At 48.9% G+C, this 24,689-nt stretch carries 20 protein-coding genes and 1 tRNA gene; 5 read left to right on the top strand and 16 right to left on the bottom strand.

Annotated features, from left to right (window positions below):
- Positions 1-63: 63 nt before the first annotated feature.
- The 7 genes from K6T99_00105 to K6T99_00075 form a co-directional block, all read right to left on the bottom strand.
- The gene (locus tag K6T99_00105; protein ID MCL6518215.1) at positions 64-1,083 is read right to left on the bottom strand and encodes an N-acetylmuramoyl-L-alanine amidase; all 1,020 of its coding nucleotides are present in this window, start codon (positions 1,081-1,083) and stop codon (positions 64-66) included.
- 188 nt (positions 1,084-1,271) lie between these two features.
- The gene (locus K6T99_00100) at positions 1,272-3,161 is read right to left on the bottom strand and encodes a hypothetical protein (GenBank protein MCL6518214.1); all 1,890 of its coding nucleotides are present in this window, start codon (positions 3,159-3,161) and stop codon (positions 1,272-1,274) included.
- Positions 3,162-3,243: 82 nt separating this feature from the next.
- Positions 3,244-6,018 carry a family 10 glycosylhydrolase gene (locus K6T99_00095; protein ID MCL6518213.1) on the bottom strand — a complete coding sequence of 925 codons (2,775 nt, stop codon included), beginning with the start codon at positions 6,016-6,018 and terminating at the stop codon, positions 3,244-3,246.
- 73 nt (positions 6,019-6,091) lie between these two features.
- Positions 6,092-7,888: a family 10 glycosylhydrolase gene (locus K6T99_00090; protein ID MCL6518212.1), complete on the bottom strand. Its 1,797-nt coding sequence runs from the start codon at positions 7,886-7,888 to the stop codon at positions 6,092-6,094.
- 380 nt (positions 7,889-8,268) lie between these two features.
- Positions 8,269-9,333: an N-acetylmuramoyl-L-alanine amidase gene (locus tag K6T99_00085; protein MCL6518211.1), complete on the bottom strand. Its 1,065-nt coding sequence runs from the start codon at positions 9,331-9,333 to the stop codon at positions 8,269-8,271.
- 295 nt (positions 9,334-9,628) lie between these two features.
- Positions 9,629-11,767, bottom strand: coding sequence for a tetratricopeptide repeat protein (locus K6T99_00080; GenBank protein ID MCL6518210.1), 2,139 nt, complete (start codon positions 11,765-11,767; stop codon positions 9,629-9,631).
- A 252-nt stretch (positions 11,768-12,019) separates the two neighbouring features.
- Positions 12,020-14,830 (bottom strand): family 10 glycosylhydrolase, encoded by a 2,811-nt coding sequence (locus tag K6T99_00075; protein MCL6518209.1) that lies wholly within the window; start codon positions 14,828-14,830, stop codon positions 12,020-12,022.
- Between the two features lie 1,174 nt (positions 14,831-16,004).
- Between K6T99_00075 and K6T99_00070 the strand changes: the two genes are divergently transcribed.
- The 3 genes from K6T99_00070 (at position 16,005) to K6T99_00060 (ending at position 20,107) form a co-directional block, all read left to right on the top strand.
- A complete protein-coding gene (locus K6T99_00070; protein ID MCL6518208.1) occupies positions 16,005-17,747 on the top strand; it encodes a S8 family serine peptidase in 1,743 nt (580 codons plus the stop codon).
- Positions 17,748-17,948: 201 nt separating this feature from the next.
- A complete protein-coding gene (gene galE, locus K6T99_00065; GenBank protein MCL6518207.1) occupies positions 17,949-18,932 on the top strand; it encodes a UDP-glucose 4-epimerase GalE in 984 nt (327 codons plus the stop codon).
- Between the two features lie 143 nt (positions 18,933-19,075).
- A complete protein-coding gene (locus K6T99_00060; GenBank protein MCL6518206.1) occupies positions 19,076-20,107 on the top strand; it encodes a WYL domain-containing protein in 1,032 nt (343 codons plus the stop codon).
- On the opposite strand, the gene K6T99_00055 is transcribed toward K6T99_00060, so the two are convergent.
- Positions 20,040-20,519, bottom strand: a complete 480-nt coding sequence (locus tag K6T99_00055) for a glycerate kinase (protein MCL6518205.1) — start codon at positions 20,517-20,519, stop codon at positions 20,040-20,042. The two genes, K6T99_00060 and K6T99_00055, sit on opposite strands and share 68 nt — an antisense overlap.
- A complete protein-coding gene (locus tag K6T99_00050) occupies positions 20,425-21,192 on the bottom strand; it encodes a hypothetical protein (GenBank protein MCL6518204.1) in 768 nt (255 codons plus the stop codon). Before K6T99_00050 ends, K6T99_00055 begins: the two co-directional genes overlap by 95 nt.
- 202 nt (positions 21,193-21,394) lie before the next feature.
- Here K6T99_00050 and K6T99_00045 point away from each other — a divergent pair, with 202 nt between their 5' ends.
- Entirely contained in the window at positions 21,395-21,547 is a 153-nt protein-coding gene (locus K6T99_00045; GenBank protein MCL6518203.1) for a hypothetical protein, read from the top strand.
- On the opposite strand, the gene K6T99_00040 is transcribed toward K6T99_00045, so the two are convergent.
- The 6 genes from K6T99_00040 to K6T99_00015 form a co-directional block, all read right to left on the bottom strand.
- Positions 21,544-22,056 (bottom strand): hypothetical protein, encoded by a 513-nt coding sequence (locus K6T99_00040; protein MCL6518202.1) that lies wholly within the window; start codon positions 22,054-22,056, stop codon positions 21,544-21,546. The two genes, K6T99_00045 and K6T99_00040, sit on opposite strands and share 4 nt — an antisense overlap.
- A 14-nt stretch (positions 22,057-22,070) precedes the next feature.
- Entirely contained in the window at positions 22,071-22,238 is a 168-nt protein-coding gene (locus K6T99_00035; protein MCL6518201.1) for a hypothetical protein, read from the bottom strand.
- Positions 22,239-22,318: 80 nt separating this feature from the next.
- Positions 22,319-22,831, bottom strand: coding sequence for a tetratricopeptide repeat protein (locus tag K6T99_00030; GenBank protein ID MCL6518200.1), 513 nt, complete (start codon positions 22,829-22,831; stop codon positions 22,319-22,321).
- Complete coding sequence (locus K6T99_00025) at positions 22,771-23,388, bottom strand: tetratricopeptide repeat protein (GenBank protein ID MCL6518199.1); 618 nt, start codon at positions 23,386-23,388, stop codon at positions 22,771-22,773. Before K6T99_00025 ends, K6T99_00030 begins: the two co-directional genes overlap by 61 nt.
- Positions 23,389-23,666: 278 nt before the next feature.
- The gene (locus K6T99_00020) at positions 23,667-23,837 is read right to left on the bottom strand and encodes a glycerate kinase (protein ID MCL6518198.1); all 171 of its coding nucleotides are present in this window, start codon (positions 23,835-23,837) and stop codon (positions 23,667-23,669) included.
- On the bottom strand, positions 23,834-24,106 hold the full coding sequence (locus K6T99_00015) for a glycerate kinase (GenBank protein MCL6518197.1): 273 nt from the start codon (positions 24,104-24,106) through the stop codon (positions 23,834-23,836). The genes K6T99_00020 and K6T99_00015 overlap by 4 nt, the downstream gene beginning before the upstream one ends.
- Positions 24,107-24,253: 147 nt before the next feature.
- Between K6T99_00015 and K6T99_00010 the strand changes: the two genes are divergently transcribed.
- Positions 24,254-24,511 (top strand): hypothetical protein, encoded by a 258-nt coding sequence (locus tag K6T99_00010; GenBank protein MCL6518196.1) that lies wholly within the window; start codon positions 24,254-24,256, stop codon positions 24,509-24,511.
- Between the two features lie 23 nt (positions 24,512-24,534).
- On the opposite strand, the gene K6T99_00005 is transcribed toward K6T99_00010, so the two are convergent.
- A tRNA-Val gene (locus K6T99_00005) sits at positions 24,535-24,609 on the bottom strand.
- Positions 24,610-24,689: the final 80 nt, after the last annotated feature.

Below are 24,689 nucleotides of genomic sequence, written 5' to 3'. Positions count from 1 at the left end.
AAGTTATGTCCTTTGTGTGGGGGCAAGACAAAGCCTGCCCCCACAAGGTCCAGTTAAACTAGACTAGTTCTTATGCCACTTAATGGCATCTGCTATAACAACATAGCCAGTGGATGCCCAGCAAGACTTCTTGACCCAATAACCGCCGGTTCCGAGGTTAAACGTGCCAAGCGAATTCCACTGGCCGCCGTTGGTCTGCTGGTTCACGTAAACATTGACGGCGCCACTCGTCGTATTCACTTGATAAGCCGAGTTTGGCGACCTGTTGGTGCCGGCAGACCACCATGCGTAAACCGTCCAGCTGCCTGCTACAGGTATGTTAGGCGTCCAAGTAGCTGGATCGCTGGTCGCAGCTGTGCTTCTCCAGCGATAGTCGCTTCCATATTTGTCTGCCGCGCTTGTGCCGGTAGCCCAATTGGCTGAACAGGAGAATGAGCCGGAGCTATTGTCAATTATAATGTCGCTCACTGGATCGTGCGGCACTTCGCCATAGTGGCTCTGCGTGCCGTGCAGGTAAGCCCTTGCTGCTTCCTGTCGCCATGTTCCGCTTGCAAGCTTAGCATTGTCTGCGGCGTTGGTTATGAAGGCCACCTCGCACAGGATTGCCGGCATGTTGGTATTTACAAGCACATAGAAGTCGGCAGTCTTCAAACCTCTATTGACCGTCTGCATATGGGAAACCATCTCCGGATTAATCTTATTCCGGAGATCATATGACGTGGCGCTACATCCTGCACAGCAGAAAGTCTCTGTGCCGTTTGCGCTACTGTCGCTGTGAGCGTTGCAATGGGTGCAGAGGAACCTGTCCGCACCATTGTTGTTGGCGATGTCGCAGCGGCCCTGCAGCGACACGTATACGTCTGACGTTCGGGTCATAATGACCGTAGCGCCGTCAAGCTGGAATAGATCCCGAGCCCTGAGACCAATATCAAGGTTGACGTCCTCTTCCTCTAGCCCGAATCCTACAGCACCTGGGTCCGAGCCGCCATGGCCCGGGTCGATGCATATCTTCTGCCCAGCAACGCCGGCAAATGCCACCGACGAGCAAAGCAGAGCAAGACAAATGATGCTAAGTACCTTCATTTTTCAAATCCTCCTTCTAATTTTTAAAATTACGTTTATTTTGAATTAATATCCCTTCTTCTCTAAACACCACCTCCTCTCCTTCCGGCTGTTAGCCGAGCTTATGATATTTCAATTTATTCCAAGAGGCTTCGCCAGATTGAAAACCTAATTAATCCCGCCTTCTAACTGCTTGTAAAACAAGCATTTCAGCGCAAAACCATTCGCACAGCGTCTCCAATAACAACGTAGCCTGTTGTAGTCCAGCAGGAAAGCTTCACCTGATTGCTCCCGCTAGCGAATTCCCAAGCACCCAAGCTGTTCCACGTGCCGCCACTCGTTTGCTGATTCTTAACCACAGTCTGCGAGCCACCGCTGTAGTACACAATGTAAGGCGCAGTAGCCGACCTATTAGTGCCTGCCGACCACCAAGCATACACCTCATACCTTCCAGGCACTGGCAGGTTAAACGTCCAAGTCGCTGGGTCACTCGTAGCTTGCGTTTGCCTAAATCTATAGTTTGGGCCATATTTGTCCTTCGCTATCGTTCCAGTGCTCCAGTTGGCTGACGCACTAAATCCGGCATCTGAGTTATCAACTATGAGGTCTACGGGCTGAAGGCACATAAATCGCACTGCGTCGGCCATAACGACTTTGCCCGACTCGCCTGTGCCATTACCAACTTTCACATAGCCATTCGTCCCTGTGGCAAACGGCTTGGAGCTCACCAAAACGTTCCAGCGTCCGCCATTGGCTGTTTGGTTAATGCTCACTGTTTGAGAGCCGCCGTTCCAATACACAGTATGCGGCGCCGCAGTAGACCTATTACTCCCCTGAGAATGCCATGCATAGACATCATAGTCACCCGCCATGGTGATGTTCGGCCGCCAAATTGCAGTTGCCGTTTCACTCGGCGCTGTGGTTGCATACCGGTAATCCGAACCGTATTTATCGGTGGCCAATGTTCCCGTATACCATGTACCGGCAAAAGTAGCGGATGGATTATCCACAATAAACTCAAGATTTCCCCAAGTACCCGCAGCATACCGTTGATCAACCGCCTGCTGAAAGGCAGTGAAGAGGTCGCGCGAATCTCCGCTGGGGAAACCATGGTCCTTCCAATACTCAATTGCCCAATTGTTCCAACCACCACTAGCCTGCTGATTGCAGTCATAAACAAACCATGTCATGCCGATTATATCTCGATTACCTGGCGTCTGGTTCCATGCATTTACGTCCGCAAATGCATCCCTAACAAATTGGGCGCTATTCTGCTCATCATTGTCATCGATGGTATACCGGCCAAATTCCGTAATCCAAATGGGTTTGTTGCCAAAGCCTTTTTGGTCGATGATTCGAATTTGGGTGCGATATTGATCTTGGAACTCTGATAGGGTCCAACCATAGGCATGAAGAGCAAACCCATCCACTTCGTTTGGTGAGAGATTGTCGAGAGTTTGGGCAAGATAATCCTTACCTGCCATCCACCGCACGCCCTCCACAGGACCATAGCTGGGTCCCGCTAGCAAAACTATATGCTGTCCAGGAGGACCAACACTTGCGCTCTGGTGTATCGCATTCCGAACGCTACGATATACCTGGGCATACTGCGCTGGCTGAATCTTCCTATCAGGCCACAAGCTTCCCTCAGCACACAGGATGTTTGGTTCATTACCTACTATCCAGATATGGCTCTGGTTTTTAAGCACATTAACCACGTTATCTACAACTACCGACGGCCAGCTTGAATAATTAGGGTCGCTAGGCGCGGGAACGGTATCATTCCAGGTATAATCAACCCTTGTAATTAAGCTCACGTTCCACCCATAGAGGGTAGAATAAAGATCAGTGAAATATGAAGGTCCCCACCAGTAATCGCTGTGAGTGAGAACTGTCTCTGTATCCCAAGCTGAATACGTCGGCACATCCAACAGGCTCCTTGGAGCAGTATCCACACCTATTCCTTGAGTATGTCCCCACCAATGAATCCCATAAAGCTTATTAGCATCAGCCCCCAATCCAGCATTGCCACACAAGCAAACAAATGCCGCTATCAACCACAGCGAAAAAACCATCTTCAAGAACTTGATTCTATACATATTTGTCCTCCGTATTCCTAGGGCAGATCGCATGGAGTTGGGCATGCGATCTGCCCCTCGCGCCGTGCTGAGTACTCGGCGTTTATTCGACCTTAGTCCAACGTACAGCATCAGCCATGACAACCTTTGAGCTTTCTCCGGTTCCATTGCCTAGCTTGACGTAGCCTGTTGTACCAGTTGCGAAGCTCTTTGTAGTTATCAGATTCCACTTGCCGCCGTTGGTAGTCTGGTTTACCTGAATTGTCACGTTTCCGCCGCTATAGTAAACCGTGTACGGTGCCTTGGTTGAACGGTTGCTACCTTGCGGATACCAAACGTAGACATTATAGCTACCCGCTGAATTAATGGTCGGAGTCCATTTCGCAGTAGCGGTTTCGCTTGAAGCAGTAGAAGCAAATCGATAGTCGGTCCCATACTTATCGGTTGATGATGTTCCGGTCGTCCATGTACCGGTATATGTAGCCGATGGATTATCCAAGATAATCCATGTGGTAGCCGTGTCACTATTGCTAGCGGCCGACTCGTTGCCGGCAGCATCATAAGCCTTCACATAATAGGTATAAGACGTTCCTGCCGACAAGCCTGTGTTGGAGTAGCTTGTTCCGGTCACAGAAGTTAAGTACGAACCATTGCGGTAAATCTTGTAACCGGTCACTCCAACATCATCCGTTGATGCTGTCCAACTCAGGTTAATCTGGCTTGTTGATGCCGACACAGCGTTTAGATTAGTCGGAGCACTAGGCGGCTGAATATCTATCGCACCGGTGTAGACGAACTTAACTGCATCGGCAATGACCACCTGAGAGCTTTCACCAGTGCCATTGCCTAGTTTTACATACTGAGCGGTGCCTGGGTCGAACCTCTTGTTGCTTGAAATTAGATTCCACGTGCCGCCGTTAGTCTGTTGATTAACGCTCACCGACTGAGAACCGCCATAATAGTAGACGGTGTATGGAGCCATGGCAGACCGGTTAGTGCCTTGGGAGTACCATACATAGGTGTTGTAAGTTCCACGTACCAACACATTAGGCGTCCATTTAGCCCATCTTGTTTCACTGGTCGCCGTGCTGCAGTAGTAATAGTCAGAACCATACTTGTCGGTTGCTGAAGTACCCGTATACCATGAGCCGTATAACTCACAAGCCGGGTTATCTACGATAATATCATCAACAACCTCAGACGCAGCGGTAACGAATGTGTAATCTCCCGACACCGCCTGGTTGTTAGCACCATCTTTGGACTTGACCCTGTAGTGATAAGTCGTGCTCGGCGTAAGCCCAGTCAGTTGGACGGTATGCGATGTAACTAGGGTCATGTTCTCGGTCGTTTGATAACCATACGTGGAGGTTGGCCCATACTCCACTTGGCTTGTGGAAGCCTCATCGGTATCCCAAAGGATCTGCGCAATTGTTGCGCGGACGTCATTTGTGCGAACGTTCGAGATTATTGGCGGTGCTGAATCTACACCAAGCGTCAGGTCCAATGTCGATACCTGTCCAGCAGTGATGGTTACCTGACCTTGGCCGTTTGTGTAGCCCGGGCTACTTGCAACAACCGTATAGGTACCTGGGTTAAGATCAACAAACCCATAAAAACCTGCCCCGCTATTCTTCGTGGACACGTTCGCCCCCAGGACGGTAACAGTAGCAGGATAGACGGGAACACCACTTGAATTCTTCACAAAACCTTTGAGCATGCCCTTAGTCGGACTGCTAATCCACGACATTGTCGGGACACTTTGGTAGGTCGAGAACGGTCCTGAAAGCAACGCATTCTTGAAGCCTTCCCTATCAACGGTGCCACTATTCGTCACACGATAGCAATAACACTGCACGCCCGGGAAGCCCATACTTTGGACCGAACTTATCTGGGTCATTGAGTTGCTGATAGTATTAAGGTATGAACCTTGAGCAATATAAACATGCCGTCCATACTGTCGCGTGATATTGTCCTGATTCTCGGAGTTGAACTGGTTGTTATCCGTCAAGTAATTCATAGGAGCCGCGTAATCAAGGAAATGGCTTGACATCCAAAGGTCCCAGTTCTGGAAATAATACGTATTTGCGGTGTAGGCAGTGCTCCATACTGCTGCACCCACCTTAATGCTAGGCCTGATTGCCTTAGCCTCTAGATAGGTTCTCTTGACAACGTTTGTTACCTGGTCACGCCGCCAGTTGGACCATTGGGTGTCATTCGGAGAAGGATTTCCCTGCAGTCCATATTCGGCATTATACCTAGCAACCGCGGTAGGGTTGTAACCCCAATTAGTACCAGCGTATCGAATATAATCAAGGCATAAGCCATCTATATTGTAGTTCTGCACAATTTCCCGAAACACGTTACTGTAATGATTCTCAACCTCAGGATGACCCGGGTCGGTCCAACTACAGCCGTCTTCCTGGAACATCGAACCCGAATCGGTCAGCGAGAACCATTCAGGATGCGCATTGAAAATATGCTGTGGGGTAGTCGAAGGTGGTGGTGTAGTGCTTGTCCACGCTCTGTTGACCACTACCCAAGCATGCACTTCTAAACCAGCGTCATGTCCCTTTGTAACTATATCTGCAAGGGGGTCATAGCCAGCTTGAGGTGTAATGCTCCAACCAATCGGCTCATAAGACGACGTATAATATGCGTCTGCACGCTTTCGGACTTCCACTAGAACAACATTACAATTACAAGCATCAACGTAATTGATCATTGCCGTGGTGGCGGTTGGATTCTCGAATCCAGACCCCCAGGCATCAACCCAGAAAGCACGATGTTCTGCTGCAAAACTCTGCCCCGGATTAAGGAGCAGAATAGCGACTAAAAATAGTACAGATGTTATTAAAATTACGTTTAAGCATCCTTTCATCTCAATCACCTTCTCCCTAAACTGCCTGCTAGAGGAGCCTCTCCATAGGCTCCTCTAGCAATTAGGGTGTTGCTTACTGCTTAACCCATTTCACGGCATCTGCAATAACCACATAGCCTGTGGTGGTCCAACAAGACAATTGAGTCGGATAGCCTGTTCCGGTACCAAAAGTTTTAGTGGTCAAAAGGTTCCATTGACCACCGCTCGTCTGTTGGTTTTTGTAAACGGTGGTGCTACCGCCGCTGTAGTAAACAATATAGGGTGCACTCGAAGATCTATTTGTTCCCTGGCTCCACCATGCGTACACCGCCCAAGTACCGGAGCTAGGAATATTGGGAGTCCAGGTGGCAGGGTCACTCGTCGACGCAGTACTCCTATAGCGATAATTTGTCCCATACTTGTCCGTTGCAGATGTACCAGTCGACCAATTGCTAGAACAGGAGAAACCACTGTCTGAGTTGTCAATAATGATCTCCGTGCCACCGCCACCACTAGGAGTTAGCGTAAAGTCAACGGTCTTGACCTGGCCGGCGACGATAGTTACATTCGCACTGGCGGTGTTGTATCCTGTTGCACTAGCGGTAACTGTGTAAGTTCCCGTTGACAAATCAACGAAGCCATAGAAGCCCGTGCCGCTATTCTTAGTACTCTTGCCCTGAATAGTAACAGTTGCAGGATAGATGGGATTGCCGCTCGAATCCTTCACCTTACCCTTTAGCATGCCATAAGTCGGGCTGCTAATCCACGACATCGTTGGGACTGACTCATAGGTTGCAAATGGTCCTGAAAGCAACGCGCTCTTGAAGCCTTCCCTATCAACAGTGCCGCTGTTCGTTACTCGATAGTTGTAACACTCTACACCAGGCATAGGCTTATTTTGGACATAGTTAATCTGGGTCATTGAGTTGCTTATTGTGTTAAGATACGACCCTTGGGCAACGTAGATGTGCCGACCATATTGCTGGTTGTAATAGGTGTTCACCCACGAGTTAAAGGTTGTGTTGCTTGATGTATAAGCCATTGGGCTGGCATAATCCAGCCAGTGGTTGCTCATCCACAAATCCCAATCCTGGAAGTAGCTATTCTTTCCTGTGGTCGAAGAGTTCCAAACAGCCGCACCAATTTTTATGGAGGGCTTAAGTGCTTTAGCCTCCAGGTAGACCCTCTTTACCATGTTTGTTACCTGGTCGCATCGCCAGTTACACCACGTGGTATCCGACGTAGAGGGCGTGCCCGTCCTTCCATACTCGGCATTGAAGCGGGCCACAGCTGTGGGATTGTAACCCCAGGTCGTCCCAGCATAGCGGATGTAGTCTAAAACAAAGCCATCAATATTGTAGTTGTTGATTATTTCTCTGAAGACGCTCCAGTTGTAGTCCTCAACACTCGGATGACCTGGATCTAGGAAGCTGTTATTTTCCGCATCGAATTTGGATCCCGAATAGGTAAGGGAGAACCATTCTGGGTGGGTATTAAAAACGTGGTTCGGATTAGTCGTTGGCGGTGCAGTAGTGCTGGTCCACGCCCTGTACACTACCACCCAAGCATGAACCTCGAGCCCTGCGTTATGCGCCTTGGTCACGATATCTGCCAAGCAGTCATAACCAGCTTGGGGCGTAACACTTGTACCGGTAGGCTCGTAGCTTGAAGTATAGTATGCATCACAACGCTTTCTTACCTCCGGAATAACCGCATTGCAGTTACATGCGTCAACGTAATTTATCATATTCGTTGTCGCTGTTGGGTTCTCGAACCCTGAACCCCATGCATCTACCCAAAACGCTCGAAACTTTGCAGCATCTGTTGGTATTTGAGATGCCACGGCAAAAAGAATAATTAGGGTTAACATTAATAGCGCTGTTTTTCTCAAAATATCTTCTCCTTTCAATTTCTAAAATTGATTCAGGCAAAACCCCTTTTGCCTTTTAGACCCGTTTAGGACGGGTTTCTTTTAAAACCAAACGCCCTGATGCATTTCCCACCTCCTTTTATTGCCGATAAGTCTTCGGTGGCCAACCGTCGCCCTCGCCCTATTCCCAAAGAGCACGGTCCTAGTAGAGCGGCTGGGTTTTGAACAATTAACATTTTTCTTAATAAGAGTTTTGTTTGGCAAATGCTCCCACCCTGGGACCACGCGCTAAACCGAATGCTTCGATTTAACTAACGCATGGGCCTAGGGCGGCAGCCGGCTAGCATGCCGAACTGCCAACTCCCAACAAGGCAAGGGGTCCCTCGCCTCAGCATGAACTCTTAGTTCTTATGCCACTTTATGGCATCAGCAATTACCACATAGCCAGTAGTTGCCCAGCAGGACTTCTTTACCGGATAACCTGTGCCCGTGCCTAGATTCTGCGTAGTTAGCACGTTCCACTTGCCTCCGTCAGTCTGCTGGTTCACGTAGACATTAGTGGTTCCGCCACTGTAGTACACCTGATAGGCCGAGTTCGGCGACCTGTTGGTGCCAGCTGTCCACCATGCGTAAATAGTCCAGCTGCCTGCTACTGGGATATTCGGCGTCCAGGTGGCGGGGTCGCTGGTAGCAGCAGTGCTTCTGAAGCGGTAATTGGTGCCATACTTGTCGGTGGCCATGGTGCCGGTTGACCAGTTTGCTGAGCATGAGAAACCAGCATCTGTGTTGTCTATGATAATGTCTGGCGACGGATATGGGTCATAACCATACTGCTGGCACACACCAACGTAAAGGCCCTCTGCATAAAGGTTTCTGCCGTTCGACGTCTTCAGTAACTGGCAGTCTTCGTAATTGGTGTGGAACAGACCCTCAATTAACACCGAGTTCATGTCGGGCGTGTGAGACAGCACATATAGGTTATATGACCCATAGAAGCAGTAGTCGCCATAGTAACCTGCCCCCCACTTGGCACCTCGGCCGGCGGTGGCAAACTGTGCAATGCAGTTGTCGACGCACTTAATGCAGAGGCTGCGGTCAATAGCATCATACTGGCAGCTACTGTTGCAGTAATACAAACCCATCGTGCCATGGTTGGAATCCCAACCTCCACTGCCGGCCGCATTGGTATGCTCGGATATGAAGCAGTTCGGGTTCCAAGCATCTGCATCACTGCACGCAGCAGAAAGGCTCAGCCAGTTGCTATCCCTTGTTGAGAAGCCGCGATTCGCGCACTTTGCGCAGAACAGGTCCGACACGCTCTGCATCGAGTAGCCTTCGTTGTAGGTCCCGTCGGGGCTCACGTTGTTAGTCTGGATGCTCGGATTCGAGTAGACTTTCAGCGCGTAGGTAGGAGCGGCTATAAGAGCCACTGCCAACACCAATAAAACAATGCTGAATCTCTTCACTTATTTTTCCTCCTCAACTTATGCATCAAATTCGCGAACAAGTGGCCCATTAGCAATCGAATAACAATTCACCACCTCCTTATTCCAGGTGCTAGTTTCCGGCTATTTGCTGTAGGGGTACCTTGGAGCCGGCTTCAAAACGAGTCGGCTCCAAGGTATAAGCCTGGCCCCGCATCCAAAGCCAGGTCTCGCACCCTTATGGTGCCCAGCAGGGACGGCCACCAAGCCCCTGCTAGGCCCACCCTATCATCGCTATCCGATGATAGGTAAACTGGTATTCTTTTCAAAGATCTTTTTATTTAGCACCGTTATTTTTGGCTTTAAGCCTTTCAAGTGCTTTCTCTGCTTCTTTGTTTTCAAAAGCGCAAGCGTTGGTGTAAGCCTCTATCGCTTCTGACGTCTTGCCAACTTTCTCCAAAAGCTGTCCTAGCAAGTAATAGTTTTCAGCGTCGTGTCCGGATTTGCCAACAACCTTCTGCAAATGCTGAATTGCCTGAGCGTTTTGACCAGAGGCGGCATAGAGCTGAGCCAACTTACATCTTTGCTCTATTGCCTCAGGGTCAGCCTCAATGAGAGCTTCCAACGATTGGATTAAAAGCTCTTCAAGCTTATTTCGCTCACAGTAATCCACAAGCACAGAGGCAACAGTTTTGTTTTTGGGACACTGCTCTTGGACTTTGCGCACTTTTGCGGCTATTTCCAATGGCTTCAACCCTTGGAGCTCATACGCGCCAATGAGCGCTTCAACAGCGGCTTCCCGCTCCAAACCACTGTTCAACCGCTCGGTGAGATACTTAACTGCCTCACTAATACTGCCACGCTGCATTTCTAAATTCACAATCTCCGAGTACAGCTTATCGGCGTCTGGGAACCTATCAAGCACCCATTTGTAACCAGCAATAGCCTCGTTCAGCTTGCCCTGTTTTACCTTAACGGCAGATATGCGACTTGTTGCCCAGGCTTGAGCCTCTAAGTTCTTTTGTGGAGAATTCTGGTAGATTTTGATAGCTTCATCCAATTGCCCCAATTGCTCATGGGCTTCGGCAAGGCGCACATAGATTCCCAGATTTTCCTTGTCCTTCTCGAGAAGTTTCTGGCATTTGGAAATAGCATCCTGTGGCTTTCCAGCTAGCAACAAAAGCCGCGATATGTTCAGCCCAATCTGAACATTGTCTGGGTCAAGCATTTCCATGCTGCGCAATATGTCAACTGCCGCGGTATAATCCTTTTTCTCTTCGTAAATTTCAACCATCGTCCTTTTCACAATGGGGTCCATTGGAAAGAACCTCGCTGCATCTTTTAACTCTCGGAGAGCGTTGTCTAGCTGACCAAGGTCTTTCCAATAGATTTCCGCAATTGCTAAATAAGGATCTACGCTACCCTGTTCTGCTCCTTTGCTCCTTTCGTGCGCCCGCAATGCATCCTTGAACCGCTTTTGCTCCCTATAAATAGCTGCTTTTAGACGATATGGGGCCGCCGTGTTTGGATCGTTCGCTATCCACCTATCCGCTTCCTGAAGTGCTTTTTCAATCTGGCCCAAATCCCTATATGTATTCACAAGGTTGGTCCACGCGCGTTCGTCTTTTGGGTTCTCCTTTACCAATTGCTCATATACTTTGGCAGCTTTGTCAAATTGCCTGTGTCTATGATAGAAATTGCCAATTGCATTCTCGCCATCCCTGTTGCCAGGATTCTGCCGCACAAATTCCCTAAACGCTTCCAGAGCTTCATCCAAACGCCCGCGCTCCTCATAGAACTGCGCCAAAAGCTCCGTAGCATACAAATCTCCTGGATTGTCAGCCGCATATTTCTTTAAAACTGCCTCAGCCTTCGGGCCATTTTTCATTTCTAGGTAAATTTGCACAAGTGTCTTAACAGGAACCGGGTCCGATGGGTTGTTATCTGCAATCTTCTCAAAAAGATTTGCCGCCTCCTCATAGCGTCCCATATTAAGCCACGCATATGCCAAACGCGATCTGATATCGGCGTTGTCTGGTTGGGCTGTAAATACAACTGCAAAATGCTCTGCGGCCTCCTTAAATTGCCCCCTTGCCTCACACAACAAACCAAGGCCATAGTGAGCATCAACACATTTCGGGTCAACTGAAAGCGCCCTGTTATACATAGCCTCTGCTTCATTGGGTTGTTTTGCCAATGCGTAGGCTTTGGCGGCTTTAATTATTAGCTGGGTATTGTTGGGTTCAGTGGCAAGGGCTGTCTGGTAGTACCCAATGGCATCAGCGAATTTGCCTGCTTGGTAGGCTTTATCTGCGAAGTAAACGTTAGCCTGTACGTTTCCGGGGTCGTCTTTCAAAACCCGCTCATAAAAAGCGGCTTTCCCTTCGTCTTCCGCCCTTTCTGCGCTAATTACAAAACCTTGCAGACTACAAACAACTGCTGCACTTAAGATGAGTATAAATACTACTAAACGCAACTGCTAAACTACCTTTCTTACTACAACTTCCTATAAAATAGACCGATACCGAATTTTTCGGTCTGATTTTAAGTCAGACTGGTTTAAACAAAGCATTCCCCAGCCCAGCGAATTTTGTCTTTGATTAACCAGCAATCACTGGCTGGGCTTAAGAATTACCTCACCCACAATCTTGTTTTCTGCAACACCTCTAGGCTTTGGTAGCTTAGAATGTCTAAGTGGGGTGGGTTACAAAGCCCACCCCGCGAATTGCTACCAATACTCAATTCCAAATTGGACAAAATCGGCAGAGCATGAAAAGCTAGACTTAACGCCGTCGACATACTGCCGCAGCCTTATTTCACCACTTGACGAGATGTAATTAGAAGGAGAAGTGGTGCTCCAATTAATCGTAATATCACTAGTACCGACAGTTCTGCTGTCGATTTGCGTCCATGAAGAGGTAGTCCAGTTCCACAGGTGCAGGCTTTGCGTCTGTGAGCTTGATAACTTACCATCATAAGTGATGGTAAGCTTGCTTACATGGCTTGGAACCTCAGAGATAAAGACATTGCTGTACCAGTCCGTATAATACTTATTGCTGACTCTTTGGGAGTTGATTACTAAGTAAGAAGCGTCGTTCGCCGCCAAGTTGCTCACCGAGCCGGATGCTACTGTGCCTCTTATTAAGGTTATCGACGAGGGCGCGTAATTCCGATTTTGAATTGCGGGCGTGGAAACGACCGCAGGACTGCTTTGTGCCGATTCGTTTTGCGCTTCGTCATAGGCACTCACTGTATATGTGTAGGTAGTGCCAGCCGTGCAAGTCGTGTCAGAATAGCTAGTCGCGGCTGTGGAGCCAATCTGGCTGCCATTGCGATATACTTTGTAACCGGCTACTCCCACGTTATCAGTGGAAGCTGTCCAAGATAGGTCAACTCTGGTGGGCGAAACCGCATTACCCCCAAGATTCGTTGGCACACTTGGTGGCTGAGTATCAGCACCAGCTGCAAATACGTACTTAATAGCATCCGCCATCACGTTAAGCGACGTTTCGCCCGTGCCGTTCCCGAGTTTGGTATATTGCGTTGTCCCAATAACATGCGGCTTTGAGGTGACCAGCAGATTCCATCGGCCGCCGTTAATCTGCTGATTAACTTCAATCAACTGTGACCCGCCGTTCCAATAAACGGTATATGGCGCCCTCGTAGAGCGGTTACTCCCCTGAGGATACCAGCAGTACACATCGTAATTGCCACCAACGAGAATGTTTGGCCTCCATTTTGCCCATTTGGTTTCGCTGGTGGCCGTTGTGCAGTAGTAGTAGTTAGTTCCATATTTATCAGTCGAGGAAGTGCCTGTAGACCAAGAGCCATACAACTCACATTGAGGGTTGTCAATGATAATATCATCTACAACCTCAGAAGAGGCTGTCATGAACGTATAGTCACCAGATACTGCCTGGTTGTTTGCAGCATCTTTCGACTTCGTCCGGTAATGATACAAAGTGCTGGGCACTAGGCCGGTAAGTTGTACGGTATGAGAAGTGACGAGCGTCATATCCTCGCTCGTTTGATACCCATAAGTTGAGGTAGGCCCATATTCCACTTGGCTGGTAGCAACTTCGTCTGTATCCCATAGAATCTTGGCGATTGTTGCTCGAACATCCGAGGTACGTACGTTGGAAATTATGGGCGGCGCGGTGTCTGAGCCGAGGGTTATATCTAGTGTGGCAACCTGGCCCGCCGTAATGGTAACTTGGCCCGTGCCATTAGTATAACCCGGGGCACTTGCAGTCGCCGTGTACGTTCCCGGAGTAAGGTCTACGAAGCCATAGAAGCCCGTACCGCTATTTTTGGTGCTCTTGCCTTGAATTGTTACAGTAGCCGGGTAAACGACTTCGCCATTGCTATTCTTAACAAAGCCTTTCAGCATTCCAAGCGTTGGACTGCTAATCCAGCTCATAGTTGGAGGATCCTGATAAGTAGCAAATGGACCGGCAAGCAGAGCACTCTTAAACCCTTCTCTATCTACGGTGCCGCTATTTGTAACGCGGTAGCAGTACAGATGGACTCCTGGCATTGGTTTGTTTTGTACATAACTTATCTGGGTCATTGAGTTGCTAATTGTATTAATATATGAGCCCTGGATTACATACAGGTGGTGGCCATATTGCTGGTTATAGTATGTATCCACCCAGGAGTTGAACGTCGAATTGGTGGAGGAATAAGCCATTGGAGCGCCATAGTCCAGCCAATGGTTTTGCATCCAGAGATCCCAGTCCTGGAAATACGTGTTTCTGCCTGTGGTCGAACTATTCCAAATTGCGGCGCCTATCTTGATATTCGGCTTAACTGCCTTCGCCTCAAGATATATCCTCTTCACCATATTGGTTACTTGGTCTCGCCGCCAATCTGACCATTGAGAATCGTTGGCTGGAGGGTTGCCCGAGAGACCGTACTCGGCGTTATAACGTGCTACAGCAGTGGGGTTATAACCCCAGTTTGAACCAGCATAGCGGATGTAATCAAGGCAAAAACCATCAATATCGTAGTTGGAGATGATCTCCATAAACACGTTCTTATGGTAATTCTCGACTTCGGGGTGGCCGGGATCCAGCCAACTTCCGTTGCTGGAATCATACATTTCGCCTGAATCGGTTAAAGAGAACCACTCAGGGTGAGCGTTGTATACATGTGGCGGAGTCGTCTCTGGAGGTGGGGTAGTGAATGTCCATACGCGATTGACTACAACCCAGGCATGGACTTCGAGCCCGCGGGCATGGGCTTTCGGAACTATATCAGCAAGACAATCATATCCTGGATCTGGGGTTACGTTCCACCCCGTCGGTTCGTAAGAAGACGTGTAATAGGCATCACCGCGTTTTCGCATCTCGACTATGACGGCGTTGCAGTTACATGCATCGACGTAGTCGAGCATCGCCGTTGTAACCGACGGGCTTTCGAAACCTGAGCCCCATGCATCCACCCAAAAGGCGCGGTGCTCAGCAGACAGCACCGTTTGGGGCGCCCACAGTGCTGCTAATACGAACACCGTGAGAAAGATGAGTGAAATCCGTGACATCTCTGAAATCTCCCTTCCTAGCGTTTGACATGCAAACCTTCGGTAACTGACTTTGATGATTTGCTTTGCATTGATAACCTCACCAAGCACCTCCTTCAACGGCAACTATTTTGATTTATGAACTATGAATTAAGAGACTATAATTGCACCAACGGGGGGTGGCCGTTTTCAAATAGTGCTTGGCATGTCATACCTAAGGCTGCATTCGCCCAGGAAGGCATTCAGGATGTCATGCTGCGTATTACATTGTTCGTCTCCTTTCGAATAAAAGATAGCGGGAATGGGCTTTTAGTTGAGTATAATAGTAAACGTTTTCATATAAAGAGCGTTGACCATCATTTGTTGCTTTCTTGTGGAATCAAGAACTACTTCAGTAGTGCTATTTGCTACGGTCGCCCTTCTAAGCTGCCCCACATTGTAAAAATGATGAGAGTGAACTTTGCTTCCGCTGCGCGAGTATATACCAAGCATCATGCTATGTCTGGTATGTCCAAGCTGTCATAGACAGCCGTTTGCGAAGGAAGCGTACGGTTTTATAGGATCCCTCTACCTAAATACTAATCAGAAAGGCGAATTTTGTCAAGTATTTTTAAAAAAATTTTGCAATTACTTGACAAAATTCCTCCTCCTAAATGCTTATTAAAACCTACCCAAGCCATTATATAGCGGCGCTCGAAAAGTGTGCTCGACATTGTCTGTCATAGACAACCTTATTTTAAAAAGACGAAATAATATCTCATCTAAAAGAAGATATATGCGTTTAGTTCATCTTCAATTTGACACATTATCTCTAAAAACGTTCAACCTGCCGAACAACTGCTACTTGTAAAAAATACCAGTTTATCGCCATAAGGCACCTATCTCGAAGACAAATCTGGTACACTCCCTAGGAAATCATTGGCTTTTATTAAGGAATAGAAATCTTGACGGTAATGCGAGATTGGGCTGATCTGTCGCACTATCATATGGGACAGGACGCATAAGAAGCTTACTTTTTGCATATCTTCTTAGGAAAGTCTGGTTTAGCGACCAAGCCATCCAGTCGCAAGATAGACAATCCTAAGTTCTAGTGGCCTGTCTCTCGCGTGACAGCAGATGAGGCAGGCCACTACATTTCTGTACTACGTTGTCATGCTTAGAAATTTCAAAACTCTTGAAAACTAGGGGGTAATAAATGAGATTCATAGGGATAACGCTTATACTGCTCCTCTTGCCTATGCTTATCAGTGCAGGTTTTTGCGCCTCCCAGCCTATTGCTCCAGGAGAAATTCTCGTTAAATTTAAACCCGGAACTCCTTCTTCGGAAATAGCAAGCATTCATCGTCAAAATGGATCGGTAATACGCGGAAGCATCCCCAAACTCGGCATACAGATAGTCTCATCGCCAAAAGGAAGAGAAATCAACCACGCAGCAAAGTATAAAGCTAGCCGGTTTGTTGAGTATGCAGAGCCCAACTACCTAGCTCGGGTGACATCGCTTAACCCAAATGACCCTTACTTTGCAACAAATCAGTGGACCCTTTTTAAAATTAAGGCACCAGCAGCCTGGGAAATGAACGTTGGAGAAAGTTCGGTAATAGTTGCCGTTCTTGATACGGGCGTTGATTACAAGCACCCCGACCTGGAAGGCAAAATAATAAATGGATATGATTTTGTAAACCGTGATTCCGATGCCATAGACGACAATGGCCATGGAACGGCAGTGGCGGGCATTATTGGTGCGTGCGCAAACAATGGCATTGGCATAGCAGGCATTACATGGGCGTGTAAGATTATGGCAATCAAGGTTGCAGATGCAACAGGTTATGCATCGTACTCAAATATAGCATCTGGCATTACTTACGCGACGGACTACGGTGCACGCGTTGTCAACATAAGCATTGCAGGGGCATCACCAAGCAGTACACTTCAGAGCGCTGTCGACTACGCCTATAAACGCGGCTGTCTGGTCATAGCGAGCAGTGGGAATAATGGCATAAATACTGTCTATTATCCTGCTGCATGCTCAAACGCTATAGCAGTAGGGGCGACTGACCAATATGACCAGGTTGCAAGCTTCTCAAATTATGGTTCGGCGCTCGACTTCGTATCACCATGCAATGCATATACTACTCTCAGGGGCGGTGGTTACGGCGGATTTGGCGGGACATCAGGTTCCGCCCCGCACGTCGCAGGAGTTGCCGCACTCATAATATCTGCGAACCCCACTTTCAATTGTGCTCAAGTCTATGAGCTACTTAAATCGGGGGCAGAAGATTTAGGAACAGTTGGCTGGGATGAAAAATCCGGCTGGGGGCGGATTAATGCTTATGATTCACTATCCACAGTCGTAGCTCCTTTACAAGATACATCACCCCCGACTGTTGCCATAATATCGCCAGTTGCAGGCTCTACAATTTCAGGTACAGTCACAGTTAGCGCTAATGCCACTGACAATTCTGGCATAGCCAAAATCGAGTTTTTTGTTGATGGAGTTTCAAAAGCGGTTACATGGGGACCATTTACTTGGAATTGGGACACAACAAGCATAGCAAACGGTTTGCATACCATTGGAGCAAAAGCATATGACATAGCAGGCAATACTACCAGCCACACAATTAATGTGAACGTTAGCAACAGCCTATCCTCAACGGTTGTATTCTCTGGCTCGGTATCTACGAAAGTATCCAAATCGCATTTGTGGACGACAAACTCAACAACAGACACAAAGGCAAGCCTTTCCTGGAATGGCACAGCCGGTCTCAAACTCCAACTTTACGATGCGCAAAATGCCTTAATCGCCTCATCTACTTCCAATACATCCCCTGCAACACTTTGCGTTACCGGACTTCCTGCAGGTGAATATAATTTCAGGGTTTCTGCGGAGTCAGGCAAGACAACTAAGTATACGCTCACAGTAACCTCTACTCCTCATTAATGCAAACCCCAAAAGAAAGGGGCTATGCAATTGACATTTGCCGCAGCACAGTGCTACACTGAGCTGCGGCCTTCTTATTTAATATAATTTTTAGGTCTGCTTAGCACCAACCGAGCACCAGTTTGATTGAAACATTGCACGGTAAAATATAAGCCTAAGATTCGCTAATAACTTAAACCCAAAATTAATGGGAGGTTATTCATGATACTCGTTACAGGCGGCGCTGGTTACATAGGTTCACATACAGTAAAGCTTTTAACCGAAAGAGGATATCAGACAATCACATTCGACAATATGGAGCTTGGTCATCCCGAAGCCGTAGTCGCCGGAATTATCGTTAAAGGTGACCTCGCTGATAGGGAAAAACTCGACAAAACCTTCCGTGAATTTCCAGTTGATGCTGTTATGCACTTTGCTGCCTATGCATCAGTTGGAGACTCTGTAGCCAATCCCGACAAGTATTTTCGAAATAACATAGGAAATGGATTAAACCTTCTTGATGCAATGAGAAAACACGGCGTTAAGAAGTTTATATTCTCCTCAAGCGCTGCCACCTATGGTGAGCCAAAACACATACCAATAGAAGAAGACCACCCTCAGAACCCCACTAATCCTTATGGCGAATCTAAGCTTATGTTCGAAAAGATACTCAAGTGGTATGACGTTGCATATGGTATTAAGTCAATCTCTCTGCGCTATTTTAACGCCGCTGGTGCTGACCCCGATGGAAAGATTGGCGAGGACCACAATCCTGAGGAGCATTTAATTCCCATCGTCCTCGAGGTAGCCCTTGGGAAGCGAGATAAGGTAAGGGTGTTCGGAACAGATTGGGATACACCAGACAGAACCTGCATTCGAGATTATATTCATGTTACCGATCTCGCTGATGCACACATTCTTGCCCTCCGCGCACTAGAGGAAGGCGCACAAACTACTGCATACAACCTTGGTAATGGAAACGGCCACTCCGTAATGCAAGTCATCCGAACAGCAGAGGAAGTTACGGGACGAAAGATTACTTGGGAACCAGCTCCAAGGAGACCAGGGGACCCCGCTCGTTTGGTCGCAAGTTCTGACCGCATAAAGAAAGAACTTGGCTGGAAACCGAAGTATCCCGAGCTATCGGCGATTATAGAAACCGCTTGGCGTTGGCATTCCTCACACCCCAACGGATATAAGAAATAGCAAGTAAAGAACATCTAGAACTGCAAACAATATCCCTGGCAACGACTGCTCCACAACTTGCAAGGGAAACATGACCTTTATTTTCTTAAAGGATTTTTCGCCCCTTTAGTGTTATTATATTCTACAGAGAGGAGACTAAAAACATGACACTTGAGGAACAGTTCGCACGGCTGATAAAAACCCTTCAGCTAATAGAAAAAGAGCCATGGAAGTGGAATGTTGAGGCGCTGGAGGTGGAATTCGGAGTTGGAAGGGCTACTGTCGAGCGGGACATACGCATTCTGCGGCAGTGGGGCACAATCCAGCGCAAAAACGGCTATTTTGCCTTGAAGGAAATGAAATTTCTGCCCACAAGTTTTACCCCAAGCGAAGCCTTAGCATTAGTGCTTGCAGGAAACTTTGCCTCCGAACAGATTGGAATGCCGCAGGCAGATGCGATTCAAACAGCACTAAGAAAGGTCAACGCAACTCTTTTGGATCAAGTGGAGTCTTCGATAAAGAAAATGCGGAAGCGTATTTCGGTTGGCGTTAATCTAATTCGTGAGTGCAACTCGGAAGTTTTGAACACCATAAGCCGTGCGATATCAAGCCATAATCCAATTGAGATAAAGTACTATGCAGCCCATAGTGGTGAGACTACAAAGCGAAAAGTAGATCCTTATGGACTAACATTTCGCTTTGGAGCGTGGTATTTAATAGGGTTTTGTCACCTACGGGGAGATATTCGGACCTTTGGCGTAGATAGGATTCGATCAATCCACGTGTTAAAAGATCATTTTCGATACCCGACAAATTTCGACCTAGAGGAATACCTAAGCCACGGCTGGCAACTTCAGGCAGATGCGGAACCGGAAAAGATTATTCTCCGCTTTAGCCCAAAAATTACACGTTGGATATCAGGCTGTCGTTTCCACCCACATCAGAAAATCACAAAGGAACCGGATGGTTCGATACTTTTTGAAGTTACTGTGGCGGGCGTTGATGAAATCAAGCATTGGGTGCTGAGCTTCGGCGACAACGTGGAGGTCCTTGCTCCGCAAAGTCTTCGTGCATCTATAGCCCAAACTGCACGTGCAATGGCTGAGAAATACTCAGGCGCCCGTTTGATTAAACAACTTTCAAGTGAAGAAAAATCAAGAAAAAGATTTGAAAGAGAAAGGCTAACAGCTCGCTGAGAACAACCTCATTGCCCGCTCGGGTAGCCACGGCAAGAAGCTTGCCTGCTTGTGATTGTGCTTCAAGCAAATTCACTGGCTTGTTGACAATGGAGAGTAGGACAACAGCGCCTCGGTTTAGAAGTTCATATCCCTCGGCTTCGGTTCCACCAGCCAGAACAATCACTGGCACCCATCTTAATCGCGCAACTTCCAAGACGCCACTAATTGTTTTGCATCGGAGCGTCTGAGCATCAACTCTCCCCTTGCCCGTTATTACAAGTGCTGCTCCTACTATGCAGCTCTCCTCGTCAGCCGCATCACGAGTTGCAAACGGTTCACTTGGCGGTGCTGGTGACGCGGGATGAAAATTTCCTGGGAACGCCCAGATCGGCCGGCGGTCCAGCTTTGGTGGAGAGAGCTTGGAAATCACACTTACTGATTTGGAAGAGTACGCGCTTTCCGTCCGACCACCAGAGTATATTGGTGTACCAGTCTGGCCCATCCCAATCGAGTGCTGATCCGTACGTTATCGTGCCCACCTTCGAACGTCCTACATCGCAAGCTGACACCGCTATTTTAGGCCATTCGGTACTCTCCAATTTCACCTGCGGCAGCGCGAAGACTTCAGCTGCCACTTTCCTGATAAAGGTTGAAAAGTCGGCCGCACAGTCTTCCTCCCGCTTGCGCATTGTCAGGAGCAGATAAAGCAGTTTTCCGTCCTTAATGTCAATCCGAAGCCCCGACTTGGTCGTGTAGCTGACCAACAGGTAGTCATTCCCGCCCCACAGATCCACGAGGCCTATCCGATTTGCACGAAGCGCTGCTTCTGAAGGAAGGTACTCCTCGCGCAGGACTTTCCGCAACACGCGCTGAAGTTCGTTGACCTCTGTGTCGAGAGGCCCTGTGTACTTTTTCGCGCGGATGGCTTCTTGTGTCGGCTGTAGAGCATGGATAACGAATGAAGTGTGGTCGGATGTCAGCGCCTTCTTCAGGTCAATGCTATCTATGGGAACAAACCCTTCTATGCTGCAACTTCCAGAGGCTTCCAGCGCGCAGCAAGTGCAAAGTAGAACTAAGGCAACTGTAATGATTAACCTGTGCATTTTTACCCTCCATATCTGAATCTCAATCGGGTGTTCTCAAACCGCGTACCTACGGAATTGGCGGTGAGGAGTCCTCCTGAGTGCATCCTGTAAACCATAAGCCATTCGACCAGGCCCATTTCTGTGTCACACCCATGCTGCCGAGTTGGCAAAGCATATCATAGTCATCGGTCGCTTTCAGTTGCGGTGTGATCGCGTAATAATGGCTCGACGTATCACAGCAACCCTCGAACTGGTTGAGACCGCTACCTGGGAAGAGCAACAGCAAATACTCAAACTTGCCGCACCCGGAGCAGTAGCGAACCTCGTAATCAAGGCAATTGCCCGCCCCGGCATCTGTCGAGGCACGCACTAAGCGAACTTCTCAGGCCCTGCACCTAGCATTTCAACGGCATATTTCATACACCGAGCTTGGTTGTCGCAGTCGCCTTGACCGCCATCAAGGAGGGCCCATCCATCGGTATCGCCAGGTCCAAACATTGTTCCCTCAGCTACGCCATCCCATATCTTGTCAGCACACTCTTCTTGTGTGGTCGCGCCCTTAGCCGTAGTGCAGACCCACCAAATGCGCTTGTGGGTGGGACTAGATCCCGCCGGAGTGCCCCACGTAACGTATATCTTGTGGGCGCCCGAATTACCAATATTACACTCCCCCGACACCTCCCCATCGGTCTCCATCTTCGCCATCCAGCTAATGCTCTCGTTCAGCACGTCCACCTGAGCCGGCAGACGTCTTTCACCGCTTACGGAGACCGTATGCTCACCCCCTGCGGTGCTCGAAGACGCCTGGAAATTGAGCGGGCCAATGGGACCTCTTCCCACTAGGTCAAACGGTACACCCGCGGGCCTATCAAATATTACCACATTTGCGGAAACACTTAAGCCCTTCGTATGACTGATTGGGTTGTTCTTGGGAGGATTCCTTTCCCACCCACTGGGGTGAAAACATTGCCGCCCTCGCCGGCAAAATTCGCGTCCCAGTCAGTCATAATCCCATGGTCGCTGGTGAAATGAACCTTTCTGACATCACCCTCTACGGCCCTCACCGTCAGAGTGGCGTCGGCATCGTTCGGATCATTGTTCTGCCCAGGGTATCGGTCACATGTCGGACGTACCTCCCTCCTTTCTACTCAGCAAGAGCTCTGAGTCTTCCACGTGCCACATCCGCCCATTGACTCTTGGAGAGCTCTTCGACGAGTTGCCGCAACGTCGCCATTCCTTCGTCCTTACTGCCCAACCGGATTTGACAGTCACCCAGAATGTACATAATGTACGCCTTCCAGGAGGCCGGCGGCTGCTCGGAGAGAAGCGACTTGCACTGCGCGACAACGTCCGCATAACGCTTCTCCGGGAGGTATCCGGTAGCCAACTCTGCCTTCATCCACCATGTGAAGTAGTTATAGGGCAGGTTGCGGATAGCGTCTTCCAGGATCTCCCGGCCTCGGGCCGGGTTGTTGCGCAGACGTTCGTTCTGAACGTTGCGACCCTCATGGATGTAGAAAAGGCCTAGCCTAAATCGCGACCAGGCGACGCCCTTCGTCTCCTTCGGAAACTGCTGCTGCACACTTTCCAGGGTGGTTATTGCCGCCTCCAGTTCGGCTTCGTCCCCGGTTTTGTACCACTTCTGCAGGTGCGCCATGCCCTCCAGGGCGGCGGCCTCGGCCCTAACCTCGATAGCAGCCTTAGGGTTCTCCTTGACAGCCTTGAAGTTCTCGCACGCCAAGTCCAGTTCGCCAGTGCCGGTCTGAAGTCGGGCTGCTCTGAACCTGGCAAGCTCCGCCTCGGGTGTATCCGGGTAGCGAAGCATAACCTGGAGGAACCAATCCAGGGCGTCTGCCCGCCCGGCTTTTTTGCCAGGTAGGCCAGGCGCAGCAAAGAGTCGGGCGCTTTCGGGCTGGATGGATGATTGTCCACTACCCACGAAAAGCGCTGTTCGGCGAGGGTGAGGTCACCCTCTTTAATGGCGATGAAGCCGAGCTTCCAACTAGCCTCGGTTGCCTGTTGGGTCTGCGGGTGCTGGGAGATACATTGACCAAAGAGATCCTTGGCCGAGGCCAGGTCCCCACGGGCTACCGCCGCACGTCCTGCAGCGAGAAGCTCCTCCGCTGTGGCCGCACCACAGGGACCCGCTGCCAGCACCGCAAACGCACTCCCTACTAGGAGCATGCAGTGGACGAACTTGCGAAACTGAATCATAGGTTCACACCCCCTCTGCGGAGGGGGTTACGCGATGCAAGGCGTTCGTGGCGTAACCGCTACGCTAATTCATATTGCCAGTTTAGCAAAAAAGAGAGCTTGTATGGTGGTTCTGAGATTCTGTCACCCCCGATTTCCCTGACTGACCGCCGTGAAGGAATGTAATAGGCGGCGGTAGAACTCACCAGTGGATTGAAGACACGTTCCCCTGGTACGGCTACGGAAGTGTTTCCAAGGCAATGCGAACTCTTATCCTCATTCTCATCGTAGAGCTCATCTCAACCGCGCTTTGGAGGTGTACTGGCGACAAACCCGAGTTCTCGCCCACTTGCATCCCTAAAACTCCCTCCAAGTTCCCGGGCAGCTCCTACTCCTCCGTCGTTTGTCGCACTTCCCCCGATGGCTAGTATAAGACGCTTACATCCGAAATCTAGCATGGCTCTTATCAATCCATCTGTACCGCAGTCTCGCCATCGCTTAGGATGCCGAAGAATGATTCAATGCGATTGCCTAGTGGGTTGGTAGCTTGGGTTGCCACAACTCTACCACCAGTTGTCTTAACAAGCGCCTCTACAGTATCTTCTCCACCATCAGCAAGAGGAATAAGTATACACTCAGACTGAAGGAATGCAGCATGTACCCCTTTGGCGATCGCCTCTGCCGCCTTTGGCGCGCTTAAACTGCCTCTGAAAGAATCCGGAGCAACGATGACTTTCATAATCGATAATGAGTCTACCTACAATTCAAACACATAGCAAGCCTTATAATAAAGGATTAACAACCTATCGCATTGGGAATATAAAAGCAACAGTTTGCATGATTAAAATGCAAAATATGGCTAAGAGTAAATTTGGAGGGGATTATAATGGAAATACGAATTGGCCGCGTAACACATTACTTTTCACGGCTTGGTGTAGCAGGGGTACATGTGGAAGCAGATGGGCTGAAAATTGGGGATATTATTCGCATAAAGGGGCACACGACCGACCTTACACAACCGGTCGAATCAATGCAGCTAGAACATGAAACCATTCAGGAAGCCAAACCTGGAATGGATATCGGACTGAAAGTTCAAGACCACGTGCGCGAACATGATATTGTATTCAAGATAGTTCAGTCGTAAGTTTGTTTACCACAAAATAAAAATGGTGGGCGATAGTGGACTTGAACCACTGACCTCCTCGGTGTCAACGAGGCGTTCTCCCCCTGAACTAACCGCCCACTCAACGTAATTTGTTTGATGTTAGCCCGATATAAGTTCAATCAGCAAAATAATATTATACAAAAATGTCATGAAATTG

It is taken from the genome of Armatimonadota bacterium (genome assembly GCA_023511795.1).
Lineage (GTDB): Bacteria > Armatimonadota > UBA5829 > DTJY01 > DTJY01 > JAIMAU01.
Note: the sequence above shows the minus strand (reverse complement) of the source record. Positions and strands in the feature narration are given on the sequence as shown.

Coding starts and splice junctions, on each gene's coding strand:
- K6T99_00105 (MCL6518215.1), bottom strand. CDS start 1,083: ATGAAGGTACTTAGCATCATTTGTCTTGCTCTGCTTTGCTCGTCGGTG.
- K6T99_00100 (MCL6518214.1), bottom strand. CDS start 3,161: ATGTATAGAATCAAGTTCTTGAAGATGGTTTTTTCGCTGTGGTTGATA.
- K6T99_00095 (MCL6518213.1), bottom strand. CDS start 6,018: ATGAAAGGATGCTTAAACGTAATTTTAATAACATCTGTACTATTTTTA.
- K6T99_00075 (MCL6518209.1), bottom strand. CDS start 14,830: ATGTCACGGATTTCACTCATCTTTCTCACGGTGTTCGTATTAGCAGCA.
- K6T99_00070 (MCL6518208.1), top strand. CDS start 16,005: ATGAGATTCATAGGGATAACGCTTATACTGCTCCTCTTGCCTATGCTT.
- galE (MCL6518207.1), top strand. CDS start 17,949: ATGATACTCGTTACAGGCGGCGCTGGTTACATAGGTTCACATACAGTA.
- K6T99_00060 (MCL6518206.1), top strand. CDS start 19,076: ATGACACTTGAGGAACAGTTCGCACGGCTGATAAAAACCCTTCAGCTA.
- K6T99_00050 (MCL6518204.1), bottom strand. CDS start 21,192: ATGCACAGGTTAATCATTACAGTTGCCTTAGTTCTACTTTGCACTTGC.
- K6T99_00045 (MCL6518203.1), top strand. CDS start 21,395: ATGGCTCGACGTATCACAGCAACCCTCGAACTGGTTGAGACCGCTACC.
- K6T99_00030 (MCL6518200.1), bottom strand. CDS start 22,831: ATGGCGCACCTGCAGAAGTGGTACAAAACCGGGGACGAAGCCGAACTG.
- K6T99_00025 (MCL6518199.1), bottom strand. CDS start 23,388: ATGATTCAGTTTCGCAAGTTCGTCCACTGCATGCTCCTAGTAGGGAGT.
- K6T99_00015 (MCL6518197.1), bottom strand. CDS start 24,106: ATGAAAGTCATCGTTGCTCCGGATTCTTTCAGAGGCAGTTTAAGCGCG.
- K6T99_00010 (MCL6518196.1), top strand. CDS start 24,254: ATGGAAATACGAATTGGCCGCGTAACACATTACTTTTCACGGCTTGGT.